At 50.9% G+C, this 24301-nt stretch carries 20 protein-coding genes; 12 read left to right on the forward strand and 8 right to left on the reverse strand.

Features of this window, described 5'->3' with window-relative positions:
* Positions 1 to 258, reverse strand: a 258-nt coding sequence (locus tag X474_RS26930) for a transposase (protein ID WP_492226173.1), incomplete at its 3' end; no start/stop codon positions are given.
* Positions 259 to 617: 359 nt separating this feature from the next.
* Between X474_RS26930 and ugpB the strand changes: the two genes are divergently transcribed.
* The 4 genes from ugpB to X474_RS17605 all read left to right on the forward strand — a co-directional run bounded on the left by ugpB (position 618) and on the right by X474_RS17605 (position 4907).
* On the forward strand, positions 618 to 1937 hold the full coding sequence (ugpB, locus tag X474_RS17590) for a sn-glycerol-3-phosphate ABC transporter substrate-binding protein UgpB (protein ID WP_082464471.1): 1320 nt from the start codon (positions 618 to 620) through the stop codon (positions 1935 to 1937).
* A gap of 81 nt (positions 1938 to 2018) precedes the next feature.
* Positions 2019 to 2903 (forward strand): sn-glycerol-3-phosphate ABC transporter permease UgpA, encoded by an 885-nt coding sequence (ugpA, locus tag X474_RS17595; protein WP_044350786.1) that lies wholly within the window; start codon positions 2019 to 2021, stop codon positions 2901 to 2903.
* Positions 2904 to 2918: 15 nt separating this feature from the next.
* Positions 2919 to 3764, forward strand: a complete 846-nt coding sequence (gene ugpE, locus X474_RS17600) for a sn-glycerol-3-phosphate ABC transporter permease UgpE (protein ID WP_044350787.1) — start codon at positions 2919 to 2921, stop codon at positions 3762 to 3764.
* A 36-nt stretch (positions 3765 to 3800) separates the two neighbouring features.
* On the forward strand, positions 3801 to 4907 hold the full coding sequence (locus X474_RS17605) for an ABC transporter ATP-binding protein (RefSeq protein ID WP_044350789.1): 1107 nt from the start codon (positions 3801 to 3803) through the stop codon (positions 4905 to 4907).
* Between the two features lie 154 nt (positions 4908 to 5061).
* Here X474_RS17605 and X474_RS17610 read toward each other — a convergent pair whose 3' ends face one another.
* Complete coding sequence (locus tag X474_RS17610) at positions 5062 to 6852, reverse strand: methyl-accepting chemotaxis protein (RefSeq protein ID WP_044350791.1); 1791 nt, start codon at positions 6850 to 6852, stop codon at positions 5062 to 5064.
* Between the two features lie 694 nt (positions 6853 to 7546).
* Here X474_RS17610 and X474_RS17615 point away from each other — a divergent pair.
* From X474_RS17615 to X474_RS17650, 7 genes are all read left to right on the forward strand, one after another.
* Complete coding sequence (locus X474_RS17615; protein WP_044350793.1) at positions 7547 to 8704, forward strand: NAD(P)/FAD-dependent oxidoreductase; 1158 nt, start codon at positions 7547 to 7549, stop codon at positions 8702 to 8704.
* A gap of 4 nt (positions 8705 to 8708) precedes the next feature.
* Entirely contained in the window at positions 8709 to 8993 is a 285-nt protein-coding gene (locus X474_RS17620) for a (2Fe-2S)-binding protein (RefSeq protein WP_044350795.1), read from the forward strand.
* Positions 8983 to 10374, forward strand: a complete 1392-nt coding sequence (locus X474_RS17625; protein WP_044350796.1) for an NAD(P)/FAD-dependent oxidoreductase — start codon at positions 8983 to 8985, stop codon at positions 10372 to 10374. The genes X474_RS17620 and X474_RS17625 overlap by 11 nt, the downstream gene beginning before the upstream one ends.
* Positions 10375 to 10446: 72 nt before the next feature.
* The gene (locus X474_RS17630) at positions 10447 to 11553 is read left to right on the forward strand and encodes a DegT/DnrJ/EryC1/StrS family aminotransferase (RefSeq protein ID WP_044350797.1); all 1107 of its coding nucleotides are present in this window, start codon (positions 10447 to 10449) and stop codon (positions 11551 to 11553) included.
* A gap of 342 nt (positions 11554 to 11895) precedes the next feature.
* Positions 11896 to 13755, forward strand: coding sequence for a methyl-accepting chemotaxis protein (locus X474_RS17635; RefSeq protein ID WP_197282176.1), 1860 nt, complete (start codon positions 11896 to 11898; stop codon positions 13753 to 13755).
* Positions 13756 to 14058: 303 nt separating this feature from the next.
* Positions 14059 to 15051, forward strand: a complete 993-nt coding sequence (locus X474_RS17640) for a helix-turn-helix transcriptional regulator (RefSeq protein ID WP_052515362.1) — start codon at positions 14059 to 14061, stop codon at positions 15049 to 15051.
* Positions 15052 to 15487: 436 nt separating this feature from the next.
* Complete coding sequence (locus tag X474_RS17650) at positions 15488 to 17611, forward strand: TonB-dependent receptor (RefSeq protein WP_052515363.1); 2124 nt, start codon at positions 15488 to 15490, stop codon at positions 17609 to 17611.
* Between the two features lie 139 nt (positions 17612 to 17750).
* Here the strand turns inward: X474_RS17650 and X474_RS17655 are convergent, their stop codons facing one another.
* On the reverse strand, positions 17751 to 19109 hold the full coding sequence (locus tag X474_RS17655; RefSeq protein ID WP_044350799.1) for a sigma-54-dependent transcriptional regulator: 1359 nt from the start codon (positions 19107 to 19109) through the stop codon (positions 17751 to 17753).
* A 422-nt stretch (positions 19110 to 19531) separates the two neighbouring features.
* Between X474_RS17655 and X474_RS17660 the strand changes: the two genes are divergently transcribed.
* Complete coding sequence (locus X474_RS17660; protein ID WP_044350800.1) at positions 19532 to 19912, forward strand: cyclophilin-like fold protein; 381 nt, start codon at positions 19532 to 19534, stop codon at positions 19910 to 19912.
* 253 nt (positions 19913 to 20165) lie between these two features.
* Here the strand turns inward: X474_RS17660 and X474_RS17665 are convergent, their stop codons facing one another.
* The 5 genes from X474_RS17665 to X474_RS17685 all read right to left on the reverse strand — a co-directional run bounded on the left by X474_RS17665 (position 20166) and on the right by X474_RS17685 (position 24209).
* Positions 20166 to 20711, reverse strand: coding sequence for a DUF2975 domain-containing protein (locus X474_RS17665; protein WP_044350802.1), 546 nt, complete (start codon positions 20709 to 20711; stop codon positions 20166 to 20168).
* 70 nt (positions 20712 to 20781) lie between these two features.
* Positions 20782 to 20991, reverse strand: coding sequence for a helix-turn-helix domain-containing protein (locus X474_RS17670; protein WP_044350803.1), 210 nt, complete (start codon positions 20989 to 20991; stop codon positions 20782 to 20784).
* Positions 20992 to 21022: 31 nt separating this feature from the next.
* Positions 21023 to 21556: a DUF2975 domain-containing protein gene (locus tag X474_RS17675; RefSeq protein WP_044350804.1), complete on the reverse strand. Its 534-nt coding sequence runs from the start codon at positions 21554 to 21556 to the stop codon at positions 21023 to 21025.
* A 2-nt stretch (positions 21557 to 21558) separates the two neighbouring features.
* Positions 21559 to 21741 carry a hypothetical protein gene (locus tag X474_RS17680; RefSeq protein WP_044350806.1) on the reverse strand — a complete coding sequence of 61 codons (183 nt, stop codon included), beginning with the start codon at positions 21739 to 21741 and terminating at the stop codon, positions 21559 to 21561.
* A gap of 1013 nt (positions 21742 to 22754) precedes the next feature.
* Positions 22755 to 24209, reverse strand: a complete 1455-nt coding sequence (locus tag X474_RS17685) for an ATP-binding protein (RefSeq protein WP_052515364.1) — start codon at positions 24207 to 24209, stop codon at positions 22755 to 22757.
* Positions 24210 to 24301 lie beyond the last annotated feature (92 nt).

The following is a 24301-nucleotide window of genomic DNA, read 5'->3' on the forward strand; positions in this document are numbered from 1 at the left end:
CGATAGGCCGTACCAGGACTGTAACAAGAGAGCCTTGAACATGCCAAGAGCAGGATAAGCGGGATTACCCACCGCATTGTGGCGGTGGCCAAGATTTTTTTCAAAAATTCTTCTATTGGCTGCCAATCGATAATTTTGTCTATTTTGTCCGCCGTCTTTTCCCGGCGTTTGCGCCTGATTGCCGCATGATCCGCGAAACCGCCCTTGTGATCGAACCTTGTAGCCATTTACACACCCCCCAAAACAGGTTTCAACCACTATATCAAATAGTTAAATCTTTCCAAAGCGAATTGCGCATCCTGATACTGTGCAGCACTCTCTAATCCAACCTCACCGGCATAACGATATGCAGTTAATCCGGATACCCTTCGCCCGTTCAGATCCAGGGCGGTTGTTAGATCTCCACGCCCAGGGTGATGTATCTCCTCGCACATATCGGAATACTATTTTTTATAGTTTCTTCCCCTTTTCCTCTTAAACAGCCTCCCTTTACCTAATAGGCATCTTCCCGTAACCGCCCGGTAACAGTTGCCTGCTACAGTTTCCTGCAAATTGTGTTTTGTCTTGTTTCGCAAGAATTTCCGAGAAGTTATTTGGTTATTAAGGAGGACTCCAAAATGTCTTTGCCCAGGGTTTTGTTTGCTTTTTTTATGAGCCTTTTCATGCTGAACGCCGCTTCAGCCCTGGCTGCCACGGAGATTCAGTGGTGGCACGCCATGGGCGGCGAGCTGGGTGAGCGGGTAGGCAAAATAGCCGCTGATTTCAACAAATCACAGTCCGAATACAAGGTCAAGGCTGTTTACAAAGGCAACTACACCGAGACCATGACCAGCGCCATTGCGGCCTTCAGGGCCAAGAAACATCCCCACATTGTGCAGGTTTTTGAGGTGGGCACCGCTTCCATGATGGCTGCCAAGGGTGCTGTCAATCCGGTTTACAAACTTATGAAAGAATCCGGTGAACCCTTTGACCAGAACCGCTACCTGGCCGCGGTGGTGGGTTATTACACAACCGCCGACGGCAAGATGCTCTCCATGCCCTTTAACAGCTCCACCCCGGTGGTTTTTTACAATAAAGACGCCTTTAGAAAAGCCGGTCTGGATCCTGACAAGCCGCCTAAAACCTGGCCTGAACTGGCCGAGGCCTGCCGCAAAATAGTTAAAAGCAAGGCCTGCAAATATGGTTTCACCACTGGCTGGCAGTCCTGGGTGCAGCTGGAGAACTTCGGCGCCTGGCACAATGTTCCCATGGCCAGCCGGGCCAACGGCTTCAAGGGGCTTGACACCAAACTCATGATCAACAGCCCCTTGCACGTAAAACACATCCAGAACATGGTTGACTGGCAAAAAGAAAACATCTTTAAGTACGGAGGCCGCAGAAGCACCCCGAACCCGCTTTTCATAAACGGCGAGGCTGCCATGTTGATGAACTCCTCAGCCTCATACGCCGGAGTCAAGGCCGGGGCCAAGTTTGATTTCGGCGTGGCCATGCTGCCCTATTATCCGGATGTTAAGGACGCCCCCCAAAACGGCATTATCGGTGGAGCCACCTTGTGGGTCCTCTCCGGTCATTCCCGGAATGACTACAAAGGCGTGGCCAAGTTTTTGAACTACCTTTCCCTGCCCGAGGTCCAGGCTTGGTGGCATCAGCAGACCGGTTATGTGCCGATCACCAAAGACGCCTATGACCTGACCAGGGAAATGGGCTTTTACCAGAAAAATCCCGGAACAGATATAGCCATCAAGCAGCTTAACCACAAAAAGCCCACAGAGAATTCCAAAGGTCTGCGTCTGGGCAACTTTGTGCAGATAAGGGACATCATCAACGAGGAGCTGGAAAACGCCTGGAGCGGAAAGAAATCCGCTAAAAAGGCCTTGGACGATGCAGTGGCCCGTGGAAACACACTCCTGCGCAAATTTGAGAAATCCGTGAAATAAGTTTTTAAACAAGACCGGGCTGTGGGGCAGGGGGCTTGGAGGTCCCTTGCCTGCACACCTCGGGCAAATCAGGCAATATAAATGCAGTCCAAAAAGGTAGTTTTTGAGAACAGGTTTTTGCCCTATCTGTTGGTGGCTCCGCAAGTAATTGTCACTATGGTATTTTTTATCTGGCCTGCCAGTCAGGCCCTTTACCAGTCCATGCTTTTGGAAGACGCTTTTGGGCTTTCTTCCCAATTTGTCTGGTTTGAAAATTTCAGCCGCCTCTTTGTCGACCCGCTCTATGCCCAGTCCTTTAAGGTAACTCTTATATTCAGCTTTTTTACCATGGCCATAAGCTTGGGCGTCTCCCTTGTTCTGGCGGGCATGGCCGATAATGCAGTCAAGGGGAGCAAGGCCTACAAGACCCTTTTGATCTGGCCCTATGCCGTGGCCCCGCCCCTGGCCGGGGTGTTGTGGCTTTTCATGTTCAATCCCTCTTGCGGAGTGGTGGTTTTTTTGCTCAAGACCCTGGGATATGAATGGAACCACGTGCTCGATGGGGGGCAGGCCATGGCCTTGGTTATTCTGGCCGCTTCCTGGAAACAGGTGTCTTATAACTTTCTTTTCTTTTTGGCCGGGTTGCAGGCCATCCCCCGCTCCCTGATCGAATCCGCAGCCATAGACGGGGCAGGGCCTTTAAAGCGGTTTTGGAGCATTATTTTTCCATTGTTGTCACCCACCACTTTCTTCTTGGTTGTGGTTAACGTGATATACGCATTTTTCGACACCTTTGGCATCATCCACTCGATCACCCAGGGAGGGCCCGGAAAGGCCACGGATATTCTGGTCTATAAGGTCTTCAGCGATGGCTTCATCGGCCTGGACCTTGGCGGCTCGGCTGCCCAGTCGGTGGTTCTGATGGTCATTGTCATCGGGCTTACCGTTATTCAATTTCGCTATGTTGAGCGCAAGGTTAACTACTGAGAGGAGTGTGCCGTAATGGTGGAGAATCGCCCCTGGCGCACCTTTTTCACCCATCTGGTCTTGATCATGGGGGTGAGCGTTATTGTTTTTCCCCTGGTTGTAGCCCTGCTTGCCGCCAGTCATGAAAACACAGAACTTATCGGCGGCATCCCCCTTTGGTTTGGGGGAGAGCTTCTGGCCAATTTCAAAACCGCCCTGAGCCGGGGCCTTCAGGCCTCGGGCGGGCAGGCGGTTGCCCCCATGATGCTGAACAGCCTTTACATGGCCCTGGGCATTGCCTGCGGCAAGATCATGATCTCCCTCACAGCCGCCTATGCGGTGGTTTATTTTCGATTCCCCTTACGGGGGCTTTTTTTCTGGATGATTTTTATGACCCTTATGTTGCCGGTTGAGGTGCGCATCCTGCCCACTTTTCAGGTGGTGGCGGATTTGGGCATGCTGAACAGCCAGGCGGGGCTGATTGTGCCCCTCATCGCCAGCGCCACAGCCACCTTTTTATTCCGGCAGTTTTTCCTGACCATCCCGGATGAGCTTATGGAAGCGGCCCGCATAGACGGGGCAGGTGCGCTGAAGTTTTTTTGGGATGTGGTTCTGCCCCTTTCCCGCACCAATATCGCCGCCTTGTTTGTGATTCTTTTTATCTACGGCTGGAATCAATATTTGTGGCCTCTTTTGATCACCACTGAGGAAGAGATGTACACCGTGGTCATGGGGATACAGCGCATGGTCTATGTGGCCGACACTGTAGCCCAATGGAACATCATCATGGCCACGGCCCTTTTGGCCATGCTGCCGCCGATGCTGGTGGTGATAGCCATGCAGCGGCTTTTTGTCAAAGGCCTGATTGAAACGGAAAAATAATCTGATTCCTTTGGGAATCGGGTTGGGAGAATATCCATGGCGCAAGTTGTCTTGCGGAATCTGAGAAAGAATTTTGGCGATACTGAAGTGTTAAAGGGCATCAACGCCACTATTGCCGATGGCGAGTTCCTGGTGGTGGTGGGGCCTTCGGGCTGCGGCAAATCCACTGTACTGCGCTTGGTGGCCGGGCTTGAAAGGATCACGGAAGGGGAAGTCCATATAGGTGATAAGCTGGTGAACCGGCTTGAGCCCAAGGACCGGGACGTGGCCATGGTCTTTCAGAACTACGCCCTTTATCCCCATATGAGCGTTTACAAGAATATCGCCTATGGTTTAAAGGTGAGAGGCATAGCCAAGCGGGAAATATCCCAAAGGGTGGACCAGGCCGCTTCTCTTTTGGGGCTGAGCCCATTTTTGGGGCGAAAACCCAACCAGCTCTCAGGCGGCCAGCGCCAACGGGTGGCCATGGGCAGGGCTATAGTAAGAAAACCCAGAGTTTTTTTGTTTGACGAGCCCCTTTCCAACCTGGATGCAAAATTGCGCACTCAGATGAGGGTTAATCTCAAAAGGCTGCATCAAAACCTTAAGACCACCTCTATTTATGTCACCCATGATCAGGTGGAGGCCATGACCCTGGCCGATCGCATCCTTTTGATCAAAGACGGCCAGGTGGAGCAACTCGGCACGCCGGAAGAGATTTACAAAAATCCTGCCACCGTGTTTGCGGCCCGCTTTATGGGCTCGCCCGCCATGAACCTGTTGAGCGGATCTTTGCTGCCCAAGGGGGCGGGCCTTTTGCTCACGGACGGGACCAGGCTTAAGCTTAACGGGGCCAGGCCCGGAGATTACCAGGGTGAGGTCATGGTGGGCATCAGGCCCGAATTTATCAGCCTGGAACAGCCCGGCCAGGAGCCTGAACCGGGCCTGTGCAGCCTGAAGGCCAGGGTTGAACTTTTAGAACCCCTGGGTTCTGAAAATCTGGTTCACTGTGACTTAGGGGCCGGTGAAGAGGAAAAACTGGTTTTGCGTTTGCCCGGAGAGCTGCGGGCCCAAGAGGGCGGAGTGGTGAAGTTGAGATTTTCCCAGCAGGATTTGCATTTTTTTGAAGCCGGGACCCAAAAGCGAATATCAACCGATCATTAACAGAGGTTTTTTATTTGAAGATGGCTTTGGGCCGTTTCTGTGGCAGCCCATGTAAAAGGGCCGCGGCGAAAAGTACATACGCCGCGGTCCTTTTTCCCTTGTTGGAAGACTGTTTTAAATCACCGAGCCATACCGGGTAGCTATTTCTCCCTTATCAGGCCCCATGAGTGAGCAGTCTGGCCGTAACCGGCTTGTTCAGGGATGTACGGACAGGGAGCTCGTCTGCCCGGTCCTTCATGCCGTGGATAACCTGCCCCAGATTTTCCACCACTTGCGCCACTTCCCTGGCCTGGTTGTGGAGTTCTTCGCTGGCCGCGGCCGACTCTTCGGCAAAGCTGGACTGGTTCTGAATTGTGTCATCAACCTGGCGCATGCTTTGGTTCAGGTGCTTGACTTCCCTGGTCTGTTCCTGGTTGGCCTCAGCGATTTCAGACATCAAGACCGCCGACTTGCCCGCCATGTCGGTGAGTTTGGCAAACCCTTGGCTGGTAGTTCTCACCAGGTTTGTATTGACCTTGATCCTCTCCAGGTTGGCCTGTATCAGGGCTCCGGTCTCCTGGGCCGCCTTGGCTGTGTTGGCCGCTAAGGAACCCACTTCCTCGGCCACCACTGAAAAACCCCGGCCCGCTTCTCCGGCCCTGGCTGCCTCAACGGCTGCGTTCAGGGATAATAGATTGGTTTTAAAGGCTATTTCTTCGATTGTCCTTACAATGCCCGCCATCTCGCCACTGGCTTCCTGCAACTGGTCCATGCCCTGATCCAGGTTCTGCATGGCCTCTCCCGCCTCTTCGGTCAGGACTTGGGTTTCCTTGGAAAAGTCTCGGGCCGTGGCTGTGGACAGGTTGTTTTTTTCTATCTGTTGGGAAATGCTTTCCAGCACCAGGCTGAAGTCCTGCACAGTCTCCGCCTGGGTGGACGCCCCCTGGGCCAGGCTCTGGCCGGTGGCTGCCACTTGACTGGCCGCGGTGCTCACTTCAGCGGAACTGACCTCCAGGGTTGTCAGCTCCCTTACCACCGGTTTGGTAATTGATACGCCAAGCCAGAGGGTGAGGAAAAGCCCCAGCAGGATGACGATTCCCCCGATCATAAGGCTTTTGTTGCGAACAACCTTGGCCATTGCAAAGAGTGTCTCCGTATCCGCTGTGGCCACCACCCTCCAGTTCAAAAGCGGGGCGGTGCAGAAGGCCGCTATTTTTTCAATTCCCTGATAGTCGTAGAGATGCACCCCATGTTGTTGACGCAGGATTTGGCGTCCAAAATCAGTCTCTGCCACCTGGTTGTTCAATACCAGGGACTGATCCGGGTGGCTTACGATTCTACCGCTATCGTCCAAAACATAAAGATAGCCCGCGCCGCCCGTATCCAAGGGAGTGATGAGTTGATCGGTGACTTTTTGCAGATCTATTATGCCGACCAGAACCCCCGCCACACTGGAGCCTTCTTTAATCGGAACTGCCACGGTTATTATGGGATGCCCGCTTACCCTGCTTTTCAGCACCGGTGAGACAGCAGGGTTGCCTGCCAGGGCCTTTTGAAAGTAAGGCCTGTCTTGAATATTGAGCCTGACCTCCCGGTCGCCGTCACTGGTTGCCAGGTACTCACCGTTTTTGTTTACCAGGGCCAGGCGCTCATAGAGATTGCGTTTTTCGCCAAAGGAAACCAGTGTATCATCGGCCTGGGCAAGGTTTTTGCCTTGGTAACTTAAAACCCCTTGTTTCAGTTCGGGAAGCCCGCTAAGTCCGTTAAGCTCCCAGATTTTGTCCTGGCACCAGACTCCCAGATTGTGCGCTGCGGCAGAACTGATGCCTTTGATTTTCTGGGTTATGCTTTGCTCCAATATTATTGACGAACTGCGGTATGAGAAGAAGGTCGCAAACCCCATACTCAAAACAATAAGTGTTACTATCGGTAATATGATTTTGAGCTTCAGGTTCAGTTTTTTCATCTACTAATCTCCCTATATTTAGGAATACAGAACAAAGTAAGGCGAGGATGAGATATTTGCAAGATACAGGAAAATCTCTAATGCGTCAGTCTGATTTTGAACCCGGAAAGTTACTAGTCTTCTACCAGAGAGTTCTATTTTTGGATTTTTCATTTCAGTGACAGTTATCGTGAAAATTGTTAACCATATAAGATCACATTGTAAATTTTCATGTGGCGGCGAGGACTTTTTAATTGTCCGCTTTTTTTATTTTTTGCACATTAAATAAAATTTTAATTAGCTGACAATCTAAATCCCGGATGAGCAGGGTGAAGGCTTGGGACGGACTGTCTGGGAGACGACCCATTTTAATAAAACCTAAGAGCAAGGCTTCATGGGTTGGGTGGTAAAGGGACCTAAATTTTTGTCAAATTCGAAACGGGGGTGTAGTATCGCCTTTGAATATGGTTCAAGTTTGAACCTGGAGGATGTCATAAATTCCATTTTGGGTTTTTGTATTTTTGAAGTTACCCACGGTCTGCTTAGGTAACTTTTCAAAATTACGTAAGTTTTCAGCCTAGGTGGTTTGGACGGCCGTTCCTGTAATGCCAGGGGTATTCATGATGGCCTAACTTTGTTCAAATGGCTTTTCACACGCTGCCTCCAGGTCTTCAAACTTTGGTTTTTATCTCCTAAATAAACGGCAATTCCCGATATGCTGCCCAAAAGCGCTGATATTGTCATAATTGGCGGAGGTGTAATCGGCGCCTCCATTGCCTATCAACTTGCAGTAAGGGGCCTGAAACCCCTTTTGCTGGAAGCCGGCCAATTGGCCCACGGGTCCTCCGGAGCCTGCGACGGCATGGTTCTCCTGCAATCCAAAAAACCTGGAATCCACCTTGAATTGGCGATTGAAAGCATGAAGATGTACCAGAATCTGGCAGGTGAGCTTGGTTTTGATGTGGCTTATCGTCAAACCGGTGGCATGCTGGTTATGGAGACCGAGGCCGAGGTTCACGCCATGGAAAAACTGGTGCAGAACCTGGTGGAGAACGGTCTGGATGCCGAATTGGCCGGAACCGCCCGTGCCCTGGAAAAGGAACCCAATCTTTCTCCAGCCATAACCGGGGCCAGCTTTTGCAGCCAAGACGGGCTGGTGAACCCCATTCGCCTGACACACGGTTTCATGCATGGGGCCAAGAAAAACGGAGCCTTGTTTTTCACTGGTGCTGAAGTCACCGGTTTTGAGGTCGCTTCAAATAAGATCAAGGCCGTCAAGACCAGTCTGGGAAGGGTTGAGACCGGGTTGGTGATCAACGCGGCCGGGGCCAGGGCGGCTCAAGTGGCTTTAATGGCCGGGATCAGCCTGCCGATCAAGCCCCGCAAGGGAGAGCTGATCGTTACCGAGCCGGTTGCGCCCTTGATCCACCGGGGGTTTCTTTCCGCCAAATATGTGGCCGCCAAGTTTGATCCTTCCCTGGCCGCCAAGGGAGGGCAGGGCGTCTCCATGGAACAGACCGAGGAAGGAAATCTGCTTATCGGTTCCACCAGGGAGTTTGTGGGGTTTGACCGCAGGACCACCTTGGAGTCGTTTCGCAGAATCGCGGCCAATGCCTGCCGCCTGGTCCCGGCCTTGCGCCAGGTTAAGGCCATACGCACCTTTGCCGGATTCAGGCCCTACACTCCGGACGGCCTTCCCGCACTGGGGCCGGCGCCCAACCTTTCCGGTTTGATAATGGCCGCCGGGCACGAGGGCGACGGCATCGCCCTGGCCCCGGTGACCGGCCGCCTGGTGGCTGAATATGTGTACACGGGTCAAATCAACCGGATTATGGAACAGTGTGATCCGGCACGGTTTTCTGAACAGGATTGATTAAATGGAAGCGGTAAGCCTTATCCCCGGTTCGTTGGCCGGGAAAATTGAGTTCACGGCAAACGGAAAGACCCTGACAGGTTATGAGGGCCAGAGTGTGGCGGCCGCCTTGTGGGCCAATGGCATAATAAGCCTTGGAACCAGCAAGAAAAAATCTCGGAAAAGGGGATGCCTCTGCGGCATGGGGGTGTGTTACGGCTGTCTGGTGACCATAAACGGCCAACCCAGGCAACGGGCCTGCATGACTCAGCTTGAACCGGGTATGGAGATAATCACCGATGAAAACTGAGATCTGTGACGCCCTGGTGGTGGGCGCGGGGCTTTCCGGCCTGGTATGCGCGGAAAAACTGGCCCGAGAGGGGCTCAAGGTAATTATTCTGGACGAAAACCCGCTTCCCGGAGGCCAGTTTCTGCGCAGGCTCAAGGCAAGCCTGACTCCAGCCGAACTCAAGGCCAAACCCGGACCAGTGAGGACCGGCCACCTTTTTCTGGAAAAAGTTGAGCAGGGAAAGATCCGCGTTCTTCCCTTGAGTGAGGTGGTCGGCATCTTTGACCGGAACCAGGTTCTGGTTCATGAGAAGGACCGGACGTTTTGCATCAGCCCGCAGCTTATTCTCCTGGCCACCGGAGCCAGGGAAAAGTTTCTGCCTTTTGTGGGCTGGGATCTCCCGGGAGTCATCTCCACCGGCGCTTTGCAGTGCTTTATGAAGAGTTCCGGGCTGATGCCCAATAAGGAGCTTTTGTTTCACGGCGCAGGCCCGCTTTTGTGGGCAGGAGCCGGGGAAGCCCTTAAGCATGGGGCAAAGGTGCAGGCAATTTTACACACCCATTCTTTGAGCAGGCTTTTGCCCAAGCCGGGGCAGCTAAGGGCCCAAGGGCCCAAGTTGCTGGAGGGAGTGGGCTATATGGCCGCTTTTTGCTCCCACAGGGTGCGGCACAGGTTTAAAACCGTGGTGATAGAAGCCCGGGGCAAGGGCTTACTCGAAGAGGTGATCACGGCACGCCTGGATTCAGCCGGGCGGGTGCTTATGGGCACCGAGTCCCGCTATCAGACCCAGTGCCTGGCCACGGGCCATGGTTTTGCCCCCAATGTGGAATTGGCCCAACAGGCAGGTTGCAAACTGGGTTTTGAACCGCTTTTGGGCGGTTTTATTGTGCAGACTACAGGCGGGCTTCAGAGCTCAGTGGAAAATATCTTTGCAGCCGGTGAGGTGACCGGCATAGGCGGAGCCCTTAAATCCCTTTTGGAAGGGGAGCTGGCCGCCCTGGGTATGCTCAAAAAATTAGGCCGTCCGTTTTCAGATCATGATTTCACTTCATTGATGGCCAAAAGAAAGGCTCACCTGGCTTTTGCCGAATGGCTCAACCGTTTAACTGCTTATCCCGATGCCTGGCTGTACAACCTGCCGGATGACAGCATTATCTGCCGTTGCGAAGATATCACAGCCGGTGATCTTAAAAATGCGGTGGACCAGGGCTATGACACCCCGCTCGCCTTGAAACGTTTTCTGCGTCTGGGCATGGGGCCTTGCCAGGGCAGAACCTGCTTGCCGATTGCTTATGACTTTTTGGCCGGTTATCGCAACAGGCCCTTGGCTCAAGACGAACTATTAAGCACTCGTCCGCCCCTGAAGCCGGTTCCCCTGGGGCATTTATTGGAAGAGGAATAAAAATAGCCCCAGCTCCGGCTAAATGCTATTTTAATTAAGAGGCGATGAATCCAGCACGAAAGGCGACCGGTGATGAAAAAAATACCCCTGATCAAGCCCTATATAAACAATGCGGTAAAAGAAAAAGTGCTGGCGGTTTTAGATTCGGGCTACCTCACTGAGGGACCGGTGGCCAGGGAACTGGAAAAGGCCATGGCCGATTATTTGGGGGCAAAGCACGCCTTGGCTGTGAGCTCTTGCACTACAGGCCTTGAAATGGCCTTGCGCGCCTTGAAAGTCGGGCCGGGCGATGAGGTGATCATCCCGGATTACACCTACCCCGCCACGGGTGACGTAGTTTCCATTGTAGGCGCCCGCCTGCTGATCGTTGATGTTGATCCCCAGACCATGCTTATGGATTTTGAAGCCCTGGAAAGGGCCATAACCCCGGCCACCAAAGTGGTCATGCCTGTCTCTGGCTTTGGCAATCCCCTGGATTACGACGCATTGGACAGCCTTAAGGAAAAACACGGTTTTTATGTGGTGGAAGACGCCGCCTGCTCCCTGGGCGCTTCCTACAAGGGAGATATGGTGGGAACCAGGGCCGATATAAGTGTTTTCAGCCTGCATCCCAGGAAGTTCATAACAACCGGTGAAGGCGGCATGATCACCACCGATTCAGACCATCTGGCCGATTGGATGCACTCTTACAAACATTTTGGCATGGGGGTTTATGAATCCAGACTGACAGCTGATTTTCAGCGTATTGGCACCAACTACAAATTAAGCGACATCCTGGCCGCAGTGGGCCTGGCTCAGATGCAGGAGATAGATGTACTCTTAAACCGCCGCCGGGAACTGGCCGAGCGTTATCTGAAACTTCTATCCAATACAAGTAAGGTTAAACCCTGTCAGGTTGCCAAGGGCGGGGTTCACTCTTTTCAATCCTTTTGCGTGTTTGTGGAAAACCGTGATGAGGTTATGGCTAACATGCGGGAAAAAGGAGTGGAAGTCCAGATAGGAACCTATGCCTTACATATGCACAAGGCCTTTAACCAAAACCCGGATGTTTATCTGACAGACGATATGAAGGGCAGTAGATATGTATTTGATCACTGCCTTGCACTACCGCTTTTTCATGAACTAACCTACAAAGAACAGGTGTTTATAGTTAATTTATTGTTAAAAGTGGCCAGTTAAAAAAATTACTTTCTTAATTTCTTTGACAAAATCAGCACCTAGAGCTTATTATCATAACTTCTTGCGCACCTTCCTTATTTCTTCCGGTTGACATGTTATATCGACCCAACTTATAGTGAGTAGTCTAATACTTTTTTAGTATTTTCCAGGGCTGGAACATTTTTATAATTTTAGTTTATTTGTATCGTTGGGTTTAATTACCCCTACCATTTGTGCGCCATTTTGGGGGGAGTTATGTTTTCGCATTTAGCGCTTCGTACTAAACTTATTGTATTTGCGCTTTTTTTAACCTTGGTTCCCATGGTTGTTTATTTGACGGTTGCTTTGGTTAACAACCGGACCATGACTGAATTTTCAGTGAAGAATTGCCGCTCCCTGGTGAGCCAGAACCTCAATCAGACGCTCAAGAGCATCCAAGCCATGACCTCTGCGCAAAACAGACTGGCCCAGCAGATGGTTAACAACACCTTAAAGGTGGCTCATCGGATTTTCACCCTGCCGGGAGAAGTCTCTTTTGATGAGGCTCAAAAGGTGTCCTGGCAGGCGGTGAATCAATACACCAGGCAAAATGATTTTCATGAACTGCCCCGCATGCAGGTCGGCGGTAAGTGGCTGGGGCAGATCAAGTCCTTTGACACTGGCGCCTTGATCGTAGATGACATAATGGAGATGACCGGTCAGACCTGTACGATTTTCCAGAGGATGGATGAAAAGGGCTCCATGCTGAGGGTGGCGACCAACGTGCGCACCAAACAGGGGCAAAGGGCCATCGGCACCTATATCCCGGCTGTGAATCCGGATGGAGCGCCCAATCGGGTTATCAAAACCATCTTGGCCGGTCAGACCTTCAAAGGCAGGGCCTATGTGGTGAATGCCTGGTATCTCACCGCCTATGAGCCGATCTATGATCAAGACGGCCAGGTGGCAGGTGTGCTTTATGTGGGGGTGAAGCAGAAAGATGTTGAGAAGGCCCTTTTAGAGGAAGTTGCAGGTATTAGGTTGGGCAAAAGTGGTGGTGCGCTTGTTTTGGACAGCAAGGGGAATTGCCTGGTGGCAAATGGCCGGGTGCTGCCTCGCGCTCCCATGGCACAGGTAAAGGATGCTAAAGGAAATGCCTATATCAGTTCTATCTGCCAAAAGGCCTTGTCCCTTAAACCCGAGGAGATAGGCCAGCTGAACTACATCCTGCCGGGCAATGATGGTGAAGAAATGGCCATGATTACTCGTTTTGCCTATTTCGAACCCTGGGACTGGGTTATAGGAGCAACGGCCGCTAAACAGGAATACCTGGACCTGGCCCACCAGTTGGAGAAGACCGGCGAAAAGGCAGGCCTTGTCATGATGATCACCGCCGGGGTGATGCTTATTTTGGCCGGTTTAAGCGGCTTTTTCTGCTCCAGGAGTCTTTGCGCAACCATCAACTCGGCAGTCAAGCCCTTAAACGACGCTGGTGAAAACCTTTCCGCCGCCTCAAGTCAGGTCTCGGCAGCCAGCCAGGCCCTGGCCCAAGGATCCAGTGACCAGGCCGCCCAGGTGGAGGAAACGGCCGCATCCCTGGAAGAGCTGTCCTCAATGACCCGGCAAAACGCCGAGAGCGCCAAAGAGGCGGACAGCCTGGTGAAAAGAACCGTCAAGATGGTGGATCAGGCGGATAGTTCCATGAGGGAGCTGTCCCAGGCCATGGAGAAGATCACCCTAGCCAGTGGTGAGATGGCTAAAATTCTCAGCAGCATAAATGAAATCGCCTTCCAGACCAACCTCCTGGCCCTGAACGCAGCCGTGGAAGCGGCCAGGGCAGGGGAGGCGGGCAGCGGCTTTGCCGTGGTGGCCGATGAAGTGCGCAATCTGGCCCTGCGTTCCGCCGAGGCGGCCCAGAATACAAGCGTGCTGATCGAGCAGAACCAGCAGGATATTGCAACCGGGGTGGAGATTGCCCAGAACACAAGCGGTGTCTTCAGCGAGGTGGCAGAAGCCTCCAGACAGGTGGCTTTACTGGTGGAAGGAATCAGCCAAAGCACAGATGAGCAGCGCCAGGGCCTGGAACAGGTCAGCGCCTCTGCCCAGGAGATTGACCGGGTCACAACCCAGACAGCGACTACAGCCGATGAAACTGCTGCTTCATCTTCCCAACTGGAAGGGCAAGCCGGCATAATGCAGGATGCGGTTTTGCGTCTGCGCCAATTGGTGGAGGGCCGCCTCTGAGTTTGATTAAATAAAAAAGCGAAATGCCCAAAGCCCATTCCCAGGCCTGTAATTTTGCCTGGGTATGGGCATTTTATTTGTGCGTGTATCTCCTTAACCCTGGCAGGGCGTTTTAAAAACCTTGTTTAGGGTCCGTTAACTATCGTATTTTACAATAGATTTTTAGGCGACAAGTAAGTGGTTGACAGGTTTATGAGGGAAGAGTATTAATTGTTTATAAAATAATTTGTATTACCAAACTTTTTATCGCTCTCGAAACTAAAGCGCCTGGTTTGGCAGCAAAACAAAAGGAATTCCAACCCCATGACCTCAAGCATATTTCATCGCAGCTGCCGGTTGGGTGATTTTGATTTTGAGCAGACAGGCGATTGTGCGAACCGTTTTGAAAAATCCTGGGACCTGCCTTCAGAGGTGGCCGAAGGCTATCTAACGCATATTGAATTCAGACCCGGCTTTTCGGCTTTTCTGGCCAACTACAAGGTCAAGGACGATCTGAGTTTTTTTATGGATTGCCCAAAACCCGCCTTTGGTTTGGGATTTTGTGTTTCCGGCAGTCTCAGGGGGAAAACCCCAGACATGCCGCATGGGGTTACAACTAATGCGGGGCAGAGCCATTTATTCTATTTCCCCGATCAAAGGGGATTTGTGTCTGATAAAAAGTCCACAACCAGGCTTTCCCTCTCACTGATAATGGATCCTAAGTTTTTCTATGAGCTGATTAAAGATGAAATATTTTCTTTTCCCCGTTTCTTAAGACCTGTGGCGGAAGGGGCGATTGAGCGATGTTTTTGCCAAACAGATGTAGTTAATTCACAGATGTATTCCGCCTTTTTACAGTTCTTGAACTGTCCTTTTAAAGGAACTACCAGGCGCTTGTTTTTGGAGAGCAAGGCTATGGAACTAACAGCCCTCAGGCTGGAGAATCTCAAAAATAAAAGCCGCCAAGACCGAACTTTAACTCCTGAAGAAATGGACAAAATCAGGCAGGCAGCCGATCTTCTGGATAAAAACCAAAAAGATCCGCCTTCCTTGTTCTGCCTGGCCAAAACAGTGGGGCTTTCCCATGGAAAGTTAAATCAGGGATTCAGAGTTTTATTTGGAACCACGGCATTTGGTTATCTGCGGCAGGTGCGGCTTGATAACGCCAAAAGACTTTTGGAAACAAGGCGGATGAATGTAACCGAAGCCGCCTTTGAGGTTGGCTATAACAGTCTTTCCTCCTTTTCCAGGGCCTTTATGAATCAATATGGCTTAAACCCTAATTCATGCCATAAAAAAATGGGTGTGGTTTTTTAATGGCATGCTGAAGAAAAGCCCGGATCTCATAACCCTTTTGTTGAGATTCCGGGCCTTTTAGAACTTGATAGCCTTTCCGTAAACCATTGCCGTTAATTCGCGGGTCTTTATTTTCTAAATTCGTCCTGGGCTTCGCTTTTCTCCCAACCATGATTCCAGTCTCAAACGAACAGGCCTCGGTAGGTCTGGGCAAGCCCTACCGGGGCTTTTTTTCTTGCTTTTTTAAAAATGAAAGCCCTGTAAGTAATTTATTGAATATAGGAGAGAAAAAAGCTGTTATTTCAGCTAAATATCTCAACTTTCATTTCGAACAAAAGATAATTCATTTGGGATTAGCCTCAAGGAGCCGCCAAAGAGTAAGAGCAATGGACGGCATGTTCTATTTAATTTTCAGGCGCATCTTAAACTGCGCTTGAAACTTCAGGAGTTACGGATAATGAAAAAAGATGTAAATGCTGTCCCATATGCCTCAAAGGCATGGCTGCTTTTAGCGTGCCTGGTTTTTATTTGCCTTGGCTCTGCCTTGCCCGGCCATGCCCGGCCAAAGATTACAGGGAAAACGGTTTCGCAAGAGGCCCCTGCCCAAGGGCAAAAAATTGCGGGCGTGGTTGTTACGGCCCAAAAAAGGGAAGAGAGTGTACAGGAGGTTCCCATAAGTATGAGCGTGCTGACCTCTTCGGATATTGAGGAGGCCGGAATCTTTGACGTGACCGACCTGACCTATTTCACGCCCAATGTGTATTCAAAGCAGAATACAAACCAAAATATGCTCATAATTAGGGGGATTTCGTCCCACAATGTAATACTTAACACCCCGGCCGGTCTTTTTGTGGATGATATCAACTATCCCATGACCTTTATGCAGAATCCGGATCTCATGGATATCGAGCGGGTGGAGGTCTTGCGCGGGCCCCAGGGCACCTTGTACGGTCGCAACACCGAATCCGGCGCTGTGCGCATAATCACCCGCCAGCCCGGCAACCAGGTCCGGGGGAGTGTGTTTCTGGAACCGGGTTTCTACGACACTCCCCATGATAATCCGTTTTTTCTTAAAGCCGGGGCGAGCGTGAGCGGCCCGGTGGTTGAGGATAACCTTTATTTCGGGGTTTCTCTTCTGACTAAGGATACAGACGGTTTTACCGAAAATATCTATGATCTGGACGACAAGGCAGGCAAGGTTGATCACAAAACCGGTCAGGCCAAACTGCGCTGGACCCCCGGGGAAAAGTGGGACATCTCCCTTTTGGCTAATGCCTATAAAACAGATGACGGATATGGTTATTTGCGTTTGATAAACGGCCCGGCCCAAAGCGATCGTTATAAAACCAACTGGGACGGGGTGAACCATTGGAAAGACGAGAACAACGGCCAGGCGCTCAGTATCAAATACCAGGGCCGGACTGCCGACGTGGTCGCAATCACCACCAGAAACGATTATGAGACCGATTTTGCCAATGACGGCGAGTTTGGGCCTTATCCTTATCCTGATCAGTATTTTGTATTTACCAGCACCATATACAGCCAGGAGATCCGCCTTTCTTCGCCGGATGAAAAAAGCCCCCTCAAATGGCTCACCGGTCTTTACGGGTTCACTGAAGATGTAGACGCGACAGCGAAGTTTTTTAACCAGGCCAGAAAGACAGAGTATGACAACAAGGGTTACGCTGTCTTTGGCCAGGCCACCTATACCTTGTTTGACCGCCTGCACCTCACCGCCGGCCTGCGTTATGACGACCAGAAGTCCGACGGCACCCAGACCTTCAATATGCTGCCCGACTCTTATTCCAAAGACCTGGAGCATAGTGAAGTATTGCCCAAGGGCTCGGTCTCTTTTGACATTTCAGATGATGTCATGCTCTATGCCACGGTTGCCAAGGGATTTTTGGCCGGAGGCTACAACTATGCCTTTGCCGAGGGAAGGGATAACCTCACCTTTGGGCCGGAGAAAACCTGGAACTATGAGGTGGGGTTCAAATCCACTTGGCTGGATAGCAGAATCAGATTAAACGCTTCTTTGTTTTACGTTGATATCTCAGACAAACAGGTTGAGGAGTATCTCGCCGGGCCGGCTGTGAGAAGCGTAACCAACGCGGCCAAGGCCTCTTCCAAGGGGTTTGAACTGGAGCTCGAGGCTAGGCCAGCGCCGGGCTGGCGCTTTTTCGGAGGCATCGGCTATGCCGACGCGGTTATTGATGATTGGGTCAGCGCTGAAACGACTGGAGGCTCCTATGACTATGACGACAAGCGCCTGCCCTACGCCCCCCAATTCACCTTTAACGCGGGCCTGGACTACAACCACCAAAGCGGTCTTTTCGGCCGGGTTGACATGACCGGTATAAGCGATTTTTACACGGAAGCCAAAAACGACTGCAAGGTGGAAGGCTACCAGCTTATCAACCTGCGCCTGGGTTATCAGGCCGAGGATTTCGGAGTGGCGCTTTGGTGCCAGAACCTTTTTGATAAGGAATATTTTAAGAGTAAGTCTACTTATCTTGTAGGTGATATTGGGGAGGATGGAGACCCCAGGACCATTGGGGTGAGGTTTACTTACAGGTTCTAAGTAAAATCAATCAAGGCCTTAGAAAAAAGCCCATTCCCTTGACGGCGCTTGGCTTGTTTTTGCTTGAAGGCGGTTAAAGCGCCGAAAAGGTAAATCCGGACCCGGTTGAATTAAGTGTAGCAAGCCGGGTCCGGATTTTTTAAACCTTGGGCAGGTTGTATTCCTTAATTTTGTTTTGCAGAGTTTTTCTGGTGATCCCCAAAAGCTCTGCCGCGTGGGTGCGGTTTTGACCCGTGGCTTCCAGGGTCCGCACGATTAAGGCGCGCTCCATCTCCCTGATGGTCAGGCCGGGGCGGATTTGCCCTTCGGGTTTGTTGGCTTCCTGCTGCAAAGCCAAGGGCAAGTCTGTTATCTCCACCATGGGGCCGCGGCTCATGATCACCGAACGCTCCACCGCATTTAATAACTCCCTGACATTACCCGGCCAGGAATATGATTGCAGCCTGGAGCGGGCCTCGGGGCTGAACCCCTTGAGTTCCCGGTTGTTTTTTTTGTTGAATTCCTTTAAGAATCGGTCCGCCAGAATAAGTACATCCTCACCCCTTTGCCTTAGGGGCGGCATGTGCAGGTTAACCACATTCAGTCGGTAATAAAGGTCTTCCCTGAATTCACCCTGCGCAACTGCCTTGGGCAGGTCACGGTTAGTGGCCGCGATCACCCTGACATCTGTTTTAAAGGTTTTGTCAGAGCCCACTGGGTTGTATTCACCCTCCTGCAGCACCCTTAGAAGCTTTACCTGGGTGGTTACTGCTATTTCCCCTATCTCGTCCAGGAAAAGGCTACCTTGGTCGGCTGCCTTGAAGCGGCCGTCCCTGCGGGAAACCGCTCCGGTAAACGACCCTTTTTCATGGCCAAAAAGTTCTGATTCAAGAAGGTTCTCAGCGAGGGCGGCGCAGTTGGTCTTGACCAGGGGGCCGTTTTTGCGCCCTGAGTTCTGGTGAATGATCTGAGCCACAACCTCCTTGCCCGTTCCGCTTTCGCCTGTGATCAGCACCGTGGCCTCGGAAGGGGCCACCATGGCCAGCGTCTCTTTCAATTGGAGCATGGGGGTGCTCTCGCCGATCAAGGCTGAAAAGTCAAAACGCTCGTCCAGCCTTTCGGCCTGAACCCGCACCGTTTGTCTTAATCCGGCGGCCTTTAAATGGCGCTTGACCTTGATCAGAACTTCTTCCATATCAAGGGGCTTGGGCAGGTAGTCCTCCGCCCCGGCCTTTAAGGCAACGACCGCGCTTTCTATGCTGCCGAAAGCCGTCATCATTATAATCGGCGTCTCAGCCAAAAGGCTCCGCATGCCGGGTAGAGCCTCCATGCCGTCCATACGGGGCATGACCACGTCCATCAATACCAGGTCCACAGGCTGGGCTCCCGCCATATCCAGCGCCTTAAGGCCGTCCGCAGCTTCTATTACGCTGTAGCCCTCGTCTTCCAGATGTGCCCTCAGCATGAGGCGATGAGCCTTTTCATCGTCCACTATCAGTATGGTCCTGCCTTGTGACATGTGTTCGTCCTTAGTTCTTCCAAAGTGATTGGGAAAGAAAACATCGTTATTTTATTCACATTTTTAAGTCAAGTCCAGTCTGGAATCAGGCTATGTGTAAACTTAATTTTTAGTGGCTGTATAGAATTTATTTAATATGTCTTTTTTGGCATGTAAAAAGCCAAGTGTTTGTTTTTACCTAAATTGTAACGTTTGTGATTTTTGGGACAATTTTAGATTATTTATCGATTAGGACTTCAGACTTTTATTGAGATATTAATTTTTTGTTATATTTTTAAATTAATATCAAAAAAATCACTACAGAATCTCATAAATACTTGCGGCTTTGAAAGTCCTTCGCCACAATGGAATTAAAGGGCTCTTTGGATACATCGGATTCAGTAAAAATATAAATCTTAATCCCCTTATCAAAGAGGAGAAAAATGTCAACTGCAATCATAATTGAGGTAGGAGGAACCCGGATCAAGGGAGAACTGGATAATTCCCCTCTGGGTCGGGCTTTGGCCGCTCAACTCCCCTTTACCTGGGAGGCCACAACCTGGGGCGAGGAGCTTTACGGAGAAATCGATAAGCCGGTAATGGGCGTAAAACAGGACACTCTTGAGGAGATGGAGATCGGCGAGCTGGCCTATCATCAGTCAAATAACTGGTTCTGTCTGTTCTTTGGCCCCACGCCGATGAGCCATGATACTGAACCCAGGGCCGCAGTGCCGATATGCCGGGTGGGCGAAGTTTATGCCTCATCCATGGAGTTGGATGAGCTTGGTCATGAGGTTAGCGCTGAGATAAGGAAAGCCGATTGATGATCCTTTAGGAATATTTTAAAAGGTAATTTTTTCGGAAAAGAGAGCCTTGATCTTTACAATATCTATTGTTGTGGAAAGATCAAGGCCCCTTTTATTTGTTGACTATTAGATCGGATAAACCAATTAAACTGAGAATTAAGTCTTTTTGGCCTTGTTTTGCACCGCCTTAAAGTTGATATCTTCTGTCAGGCCTTAATTGGGAAAACGTTATCCAATAATCGATAAATATTCCCAGTTAGTGTTTTGAAGGTTAAATGATTAATGAGTTTTCCTTGTTGATTAAACGCCCTTTTTCCATAACCCGGCTGATTATTATCACCACCACCCCGATAAAAACCGCTCCGATTTCGTTTGGGCCGACTCCCAGAACCAAAAGCCTTTGCCCTGGAGGGTAGGTGAAAAAGGTTATTATGAGAACCTGCAACGTTTTGCTCAGCATGCAGAACAGGCCCCAGATGAGGATGGCCCTGCCCAGATCCCGATAGCATTTGACGTTTTCAAATTCAAAAACACTTCCCTTTGCGTAAAGGCCAAAGAGCCCTCTAAGCCTGGCCAGAGCATAAATAACCACTCCTGTGGGCAACATGGCGGCCAGCATGCCCATGATTATGCCGGTAAAGGGGATAGGGCCTTTGGGCTCTATGGGCAGGCTTGAAATCCAAGGATCCAGGTTAGGCGTTTTTTGATTTACATTGAACCAGATCAAAGCCACCCCAAGGGGCAGAAGAATCATGAAAAGGGCGCAGACCTTTTGCATTCTGCTGCTGGCCTTTTCAATATCTGTTGATTTATTCATCTAAAAATCCTCCTTCTAACCATTTCTTCTATCGGGCTGTTGAAGGGGCATGGTTGTCCCTGTTTTTTTATCAACTGTTTTTTCTGTACTCTAAAATGTCACCCGGCTGGCACTCGAGGTATTCGCAAATTGCTTCCAGTGTGGCAAGACGTATGCCTTTAATCTTGCCGTTTTTAATCAAAGACAGGTTTTGTTCGGTAATGCCGATATGTTTGGCCAAATCCTTTGATTTGGCCTTTCGTCTGGCCAACATTACATCCAGATTCACGATTATGGACATGGCAACTCCCGCTGAGTTAATGGAAAAGCTTTCAGATAATCAATTCCTGGTCTTCTTTGAGTTTTCTGGCTTCATCCATCACCCAGGAAGCGGTAAGCAATGAGACGCCGATGAAAAGAAGCATGAAGCTGTCGTTGGAAAGCCCTATGGATAACAGCCTCTGACCCGGAGGGTAAGTGAAAAATGTGATCATCAGCACCATCAGGGTTTCTTCCAATATACCCAGCGGCACCGCTATGATGATCACTCGTCCCAACATGCGGTAGCAATTCACCACCTGGTTGTTAAATATCCGCCCTTCACCGTAGAGCCCAAAGAGTTTGTAAAGTTTATAAACTGCATACATGATGATCGAGGCGCTGATCATGTCTATGCCAAAGCCCAGCAAAAGTGCGGTTGCCGGCAACTCGGCCATTGGCTTTATGGGGAGTTCCCTGATCAGTGCAGGATAGTGGTTAAGGTTTATCCAAGCCAGGGCGATGACAATCGGCGTTGCGATCATTATGCCGAGGCAGCAAAAGCGCAGTTTTCTGCTGGTGTTTTTAATTTTACTCATGCTGTCCATGGTTAAAAAAGCTCCGTCACTAGTTTGATGGGTATAAGCGCCGTTAACGAAAATTCATTCACAAAATCCATCTCAAAACACCGGGTCGCCAAATACATGATTGCCGCCAAGGGGAGCACTGCGCCCAAGGCAAGCAGGGGCCAGGAAAACACGGCTGATTTAGTTGTTTTTGCAAATTCAGGCATTTTGTTTCCTTTGGCAAGGCTCTTTGGTTTTACCTCTCACTCAGTAGAAGAATGGAATTAATCCCATAACCAACCCGGATCTCACGGGCAACTTTAGAGCTTTAATTAAAGGCAGTCAAGTAGAAAGTAATATTTTTCAATAATTTTTTATTGTTTTATTTTAATTTTTTAGTGCTAAACGGTAATACGTCTCAAGCGTAAACGAAAAAAGCTTGTTATTTTGATGTGTTGGCAAGATAAAATGCTTGAGATGAACTGAGGTGGGAGAGTGGGAACACACAGGCGTTGAACTCTATCAGGCAGATCATGGCTTATTTTGCCTTGTTATCCGGCCTAAATCTTTTTGTCACGGGTTTTGAAGGCAGCATCTGTGTAGGGCGGTTTTTATTTTGAGCTTGTTTTGAAAATGGTCAATGTGGCCGGGGCAGGGTGGAATTAATCGTATCTGCCATGAAAAAGTACTGAATACAGTAACCGTTAACAACCCGCATGCGGTGCGGAACTTGACGGATTTTTGCCCGAAATTTTGTCCGGGGGGTTCGGTTTAATAACTGAAGTGACTTCCAAGCTTGATCGAAATGAGAAGCCACAAGTCAACAGCTATACCCCGACCCGGCTTTGCTGTGTGAAGCTCACCTCAAGTGTTGGCCGGAAGGCGACTGTAAGGGGTGCGGCTGGCTTTAATAGATGAACGATAAAAATGTGTTAACCTTAACCATAGCGCCAGCTTTTTTATGAGCGTGACATATTTTTTGAACCCTTAGATTCACCCGGCCAAGTGTTTTCTTAGAATGGGCTATCATTTCCAGTTGTTGCCCAATGCTTCCGGTTTGAACCTTTCTATCTATTTTTCAAGGGCTTCCATGTTCACATTGAAAAATTTATTTAAGGCCGGGGAGCAGGACGAGAATTTGATAGAACCATATTTATTGATTACCGCCTGATTGCAACCCCTGATGACCCTTTCCATAGCCTTGATGACTGGTCTGCTCGGTGAGGAAGCGGTTTTCGTTCTAAGCCTTGGGCAATGAAAAGCTGACCAAGGCTCCTTTTTCCCGGTTTTGAGCCTTTAACTCTCCACCATGGGCCTTTATGATGCGCCTGACAATGGCAAGCCCCAGGCCGGTGCCTCTTTCTTTAGTGCTGAAAAATGGATCAAATATCTGATCCGGTTCACCTTGGGGCAGGCCCGGACCATTGTCCGCCACATCCACCCACAGCATTTTTCCTGACACACGGGCGGTGATTTCCACTTTTCCCTCACCGTCCACTGCCTGTACGGCATTGACAACCAGGTTCACCAGAACCTGACGCACCTGATCCGGATCGGCCAGGGCAGGGGGCAGATCGGGCTTAACCTCTGTCCTTAGCTCTACTCCCTCGCACCTGGGGTCACCGCCAAGGAGGTCAACCACACTCTCAACGCTTTCCCCCAGATCCAGGGAAACCATGCGCGGTTTTCTGGGCCTGGTGTATTCCAAAAGACCGGAAACAACCCTTTCCAGGCGGTCCACCTCTGATACGGCGGTTTTGGCTATCTCCGCCTCTCTGGATTCCGGGGCCTTGCCTTTGGCCAAATACTGCACCATCCCCCTGATGGCGCTTAGAGGGTTTCTCACCTCATGGGCCACAGAACCCGCCAGCCTGCCCAGGGCGGCCAAGTGGCTGGATTCCGCCACCTCCCGGCGCAGGCGGTCCAACTCCTGGGAGCGCCTCCTGGCTGAGACCCAGATCAGGCTGGCCACCGTGCCCGCGGCCAGGAATATCAAAAGGCCCAGCAAGAGCGCCTGGTTCAAGGCCTGGGCTTGATTTGCGTGATAATTTTCGGCCGAAAGTCGGACCAGGGCATAGGCCTCAAAGGGTTGAATATTTTGGTGGCGCATCATCATGTGTCCGCCGTGATGAGGCCCTGGGCCGCGCTCCATGCCCGGTGGCGGCGGTGGCTCCTGGTCAAGGCGTTGGGCCCAGGCGGGAAGGGACCGTCCCATGCGTCTGAACCTGCGCAGGGGCTCAAAAGGCATTCCCACAATGAATTCATCGCCCACAAAGCCTTGCACCGTAAGGCCCCGGCTGATGCGGTCTTTTATTTCAGGCGAAAGCCCTGTGAGGGCGTTCTTCTCATACATGGGCCAGCCTTTGGCCCCGGTTTGGGCCAATACGTTATTCTGGTCTTTGATGATGGCCAGGCCGGTCACTGCCGGGTCTGCCAGCATCTCTTCCAAAAGAGTCTCCAGAAGATTGGGACGCCAGAATCCCCGCCGCATGGTGGCCCTGACCAAACCCTCCAGAATTCGGACCCTGTCAAGGCCCTGTCGCTCAAGGGCCTGTTCCTGGAGTTGTTTGCCTGCTTCCAGGCGTTGCAAGGTGGTTATGGCAAGCACGCTGAAGATAAGCACCATGAGAGCGGCCAGGATGAACCAGGTCCAGGCGGTTTCCTGAGTTTTTATTTTGTCTTTGGCCTTTGCCATGGAACTCCTGCCGGTTTTATTGGGGGGGCAAGAAATCGGGGCAGACCCGGTTATCAGGTCTGCCCCGGATTTATGTTTTATAGATTAACCGA

It is taken from the genome of Dethiosulfatarculus sandiegensis (assembly GCF_000931935.2).
GTDB lineage: Bacteria > Desulfobacterota > Desulfarculia > Desulfarculales > Desulfarculaceae > Dethiosulfatarculus > Dethiosulfatarculus sandiegensis.

Excerpts from the sequence above, each read along its gene's own strand:
- X474_RS17615 (WP_044350793.1), top strand. The coding sequence starts at position 7,547 with ATGCTGCCCAAAAGCGCTGATATTGTCATAATTGGCGGAGGTGTAATC.
- X474_RS17630 (WP_044350797.1), top strand. The coding sequence starts at position 10,447 with ATGAAAAAAATACCCCTGATCAAGCCCTATATAAACAATGCGGTAAAA.
- X474_RS17605 (WP_044350789.1), top strand. The coding sequence starts at position 3,801 with ATGGCGCAAGTTGTCTTGCGGAATCTGAGAAAGAATTTTGGCGATACT.
- ugpA (WP_044350786.1), top strand. The coding sequence starts at position 2,019 with ATGCAGTCCAAAAAGGTAGTTTTTGAGAACAGGTTTTTGCCCTATCTG.
- X474_RS17625 (WP_044350796.1), top strand. The coding sequence starts at position 8,983 with ATGAAAACTGAGATCTGTGACGCCCTGGTGGTGGGCGCGGGGCTTTCC.
- X474_RS17635 (WP_197282176.1), top strand. The coding sequence starts at position 11,896 with ATGACTGAATTTTCAGTGAAGAATTGCCGCTCCCTGGTGAGCCAGAAC.
- X474_RS17665 (WP_044350802.1), bottom strand. The coding sequence starts at position 20,711 with ATGAATAAATCAACAGATATTGAAAAGGCCAGCAGCAGAATGCAAAAG.
- X474_RS17685 (WP_052515364.1), bottom strand. The coding sequence starts at position 24,209 with ATGGCAAAGGCCAAAGACAAAATAAAAACTCAGGAAACCGCCTGGACC.
- X474_RS17680 (WP_044350806.1), bottom strand. The coding sequence starts at position 21,741 with ATGCCTGAATTTGCAAAAACAACTAAATCAGCCGTGTTTTCCTGGCCC.
- X474_RS17675 (WP_044350804.1), bottom strand. The coding sequence starts at position 21,556 with ATGGACAGCATGAGTAAAATTAAAAACACCAGCAGAAAACTGCGCTTT.
- X474_RS17655 (WP_044350799.1), bottom strand. The coding sequence starts at position 19,109 with ATGTCACAAGGCAGGACCATACTGATAGTGGACGATGAAAAGGCTCAT.
- X474_RS17660 (WP_044350800.1), top strand. The coding sequence starts at position 19,532 with ATGTCAACTGCAATCATAATTGAGGTAGGAGGAACCCGGATCAAGGGA.
- X474_RS17610 (WP_044350791.1), bottom strand. The coding sequence starts at position 6,852 with ATGAAAAAACTGAACCTGAAGCTCAAAATCATATTACCGATAGTAACA.
- ugpB (WP_082464471.1), top strand. The coding sequence starts at position 618 with ATGTCTTTGCCCAGGGTTTTGTTTGCTTTTTTTATGAGCCTTTTCATG.
- ugpE (WP_044350787.1), top strand. The coding sequence starts at position 2,919 with ATGGTGGAGAATCGCCCCTGGCGCACCTTTTTCACCCATCTGGTCTTG.
- X474_RS17640 (WP_052515362.1), top strand. The coding sequence starts at position 14,059 with ATGACCTCAAGCATATTTCATCGCAGCTGCCGGTTGGGTGATTTTGAT.
- X474_RS17620 (WP_044350795.1), top strand. The coding sequence starts at position 8,709 with ATGGAAGCGGTAAGCCTTATCCCCGGTTCGTTGGCCGGGAAAATTGAG.
- X474_RS17670 (WP_044350803.1), bottom strand. The coding sequence starts at position 20,991 with ATGTCCATAATCGTGAATCTGGATGTAATGTTGGCCAGACGAAAGGCC.
- X474_RS17650 (WP_052515363.1), top strand. The coding sequence starts at position 15,488 with ATGAAAAAAGATGTAAATGCTGTCCCATATGCCTCAAAGGCATGGCTG.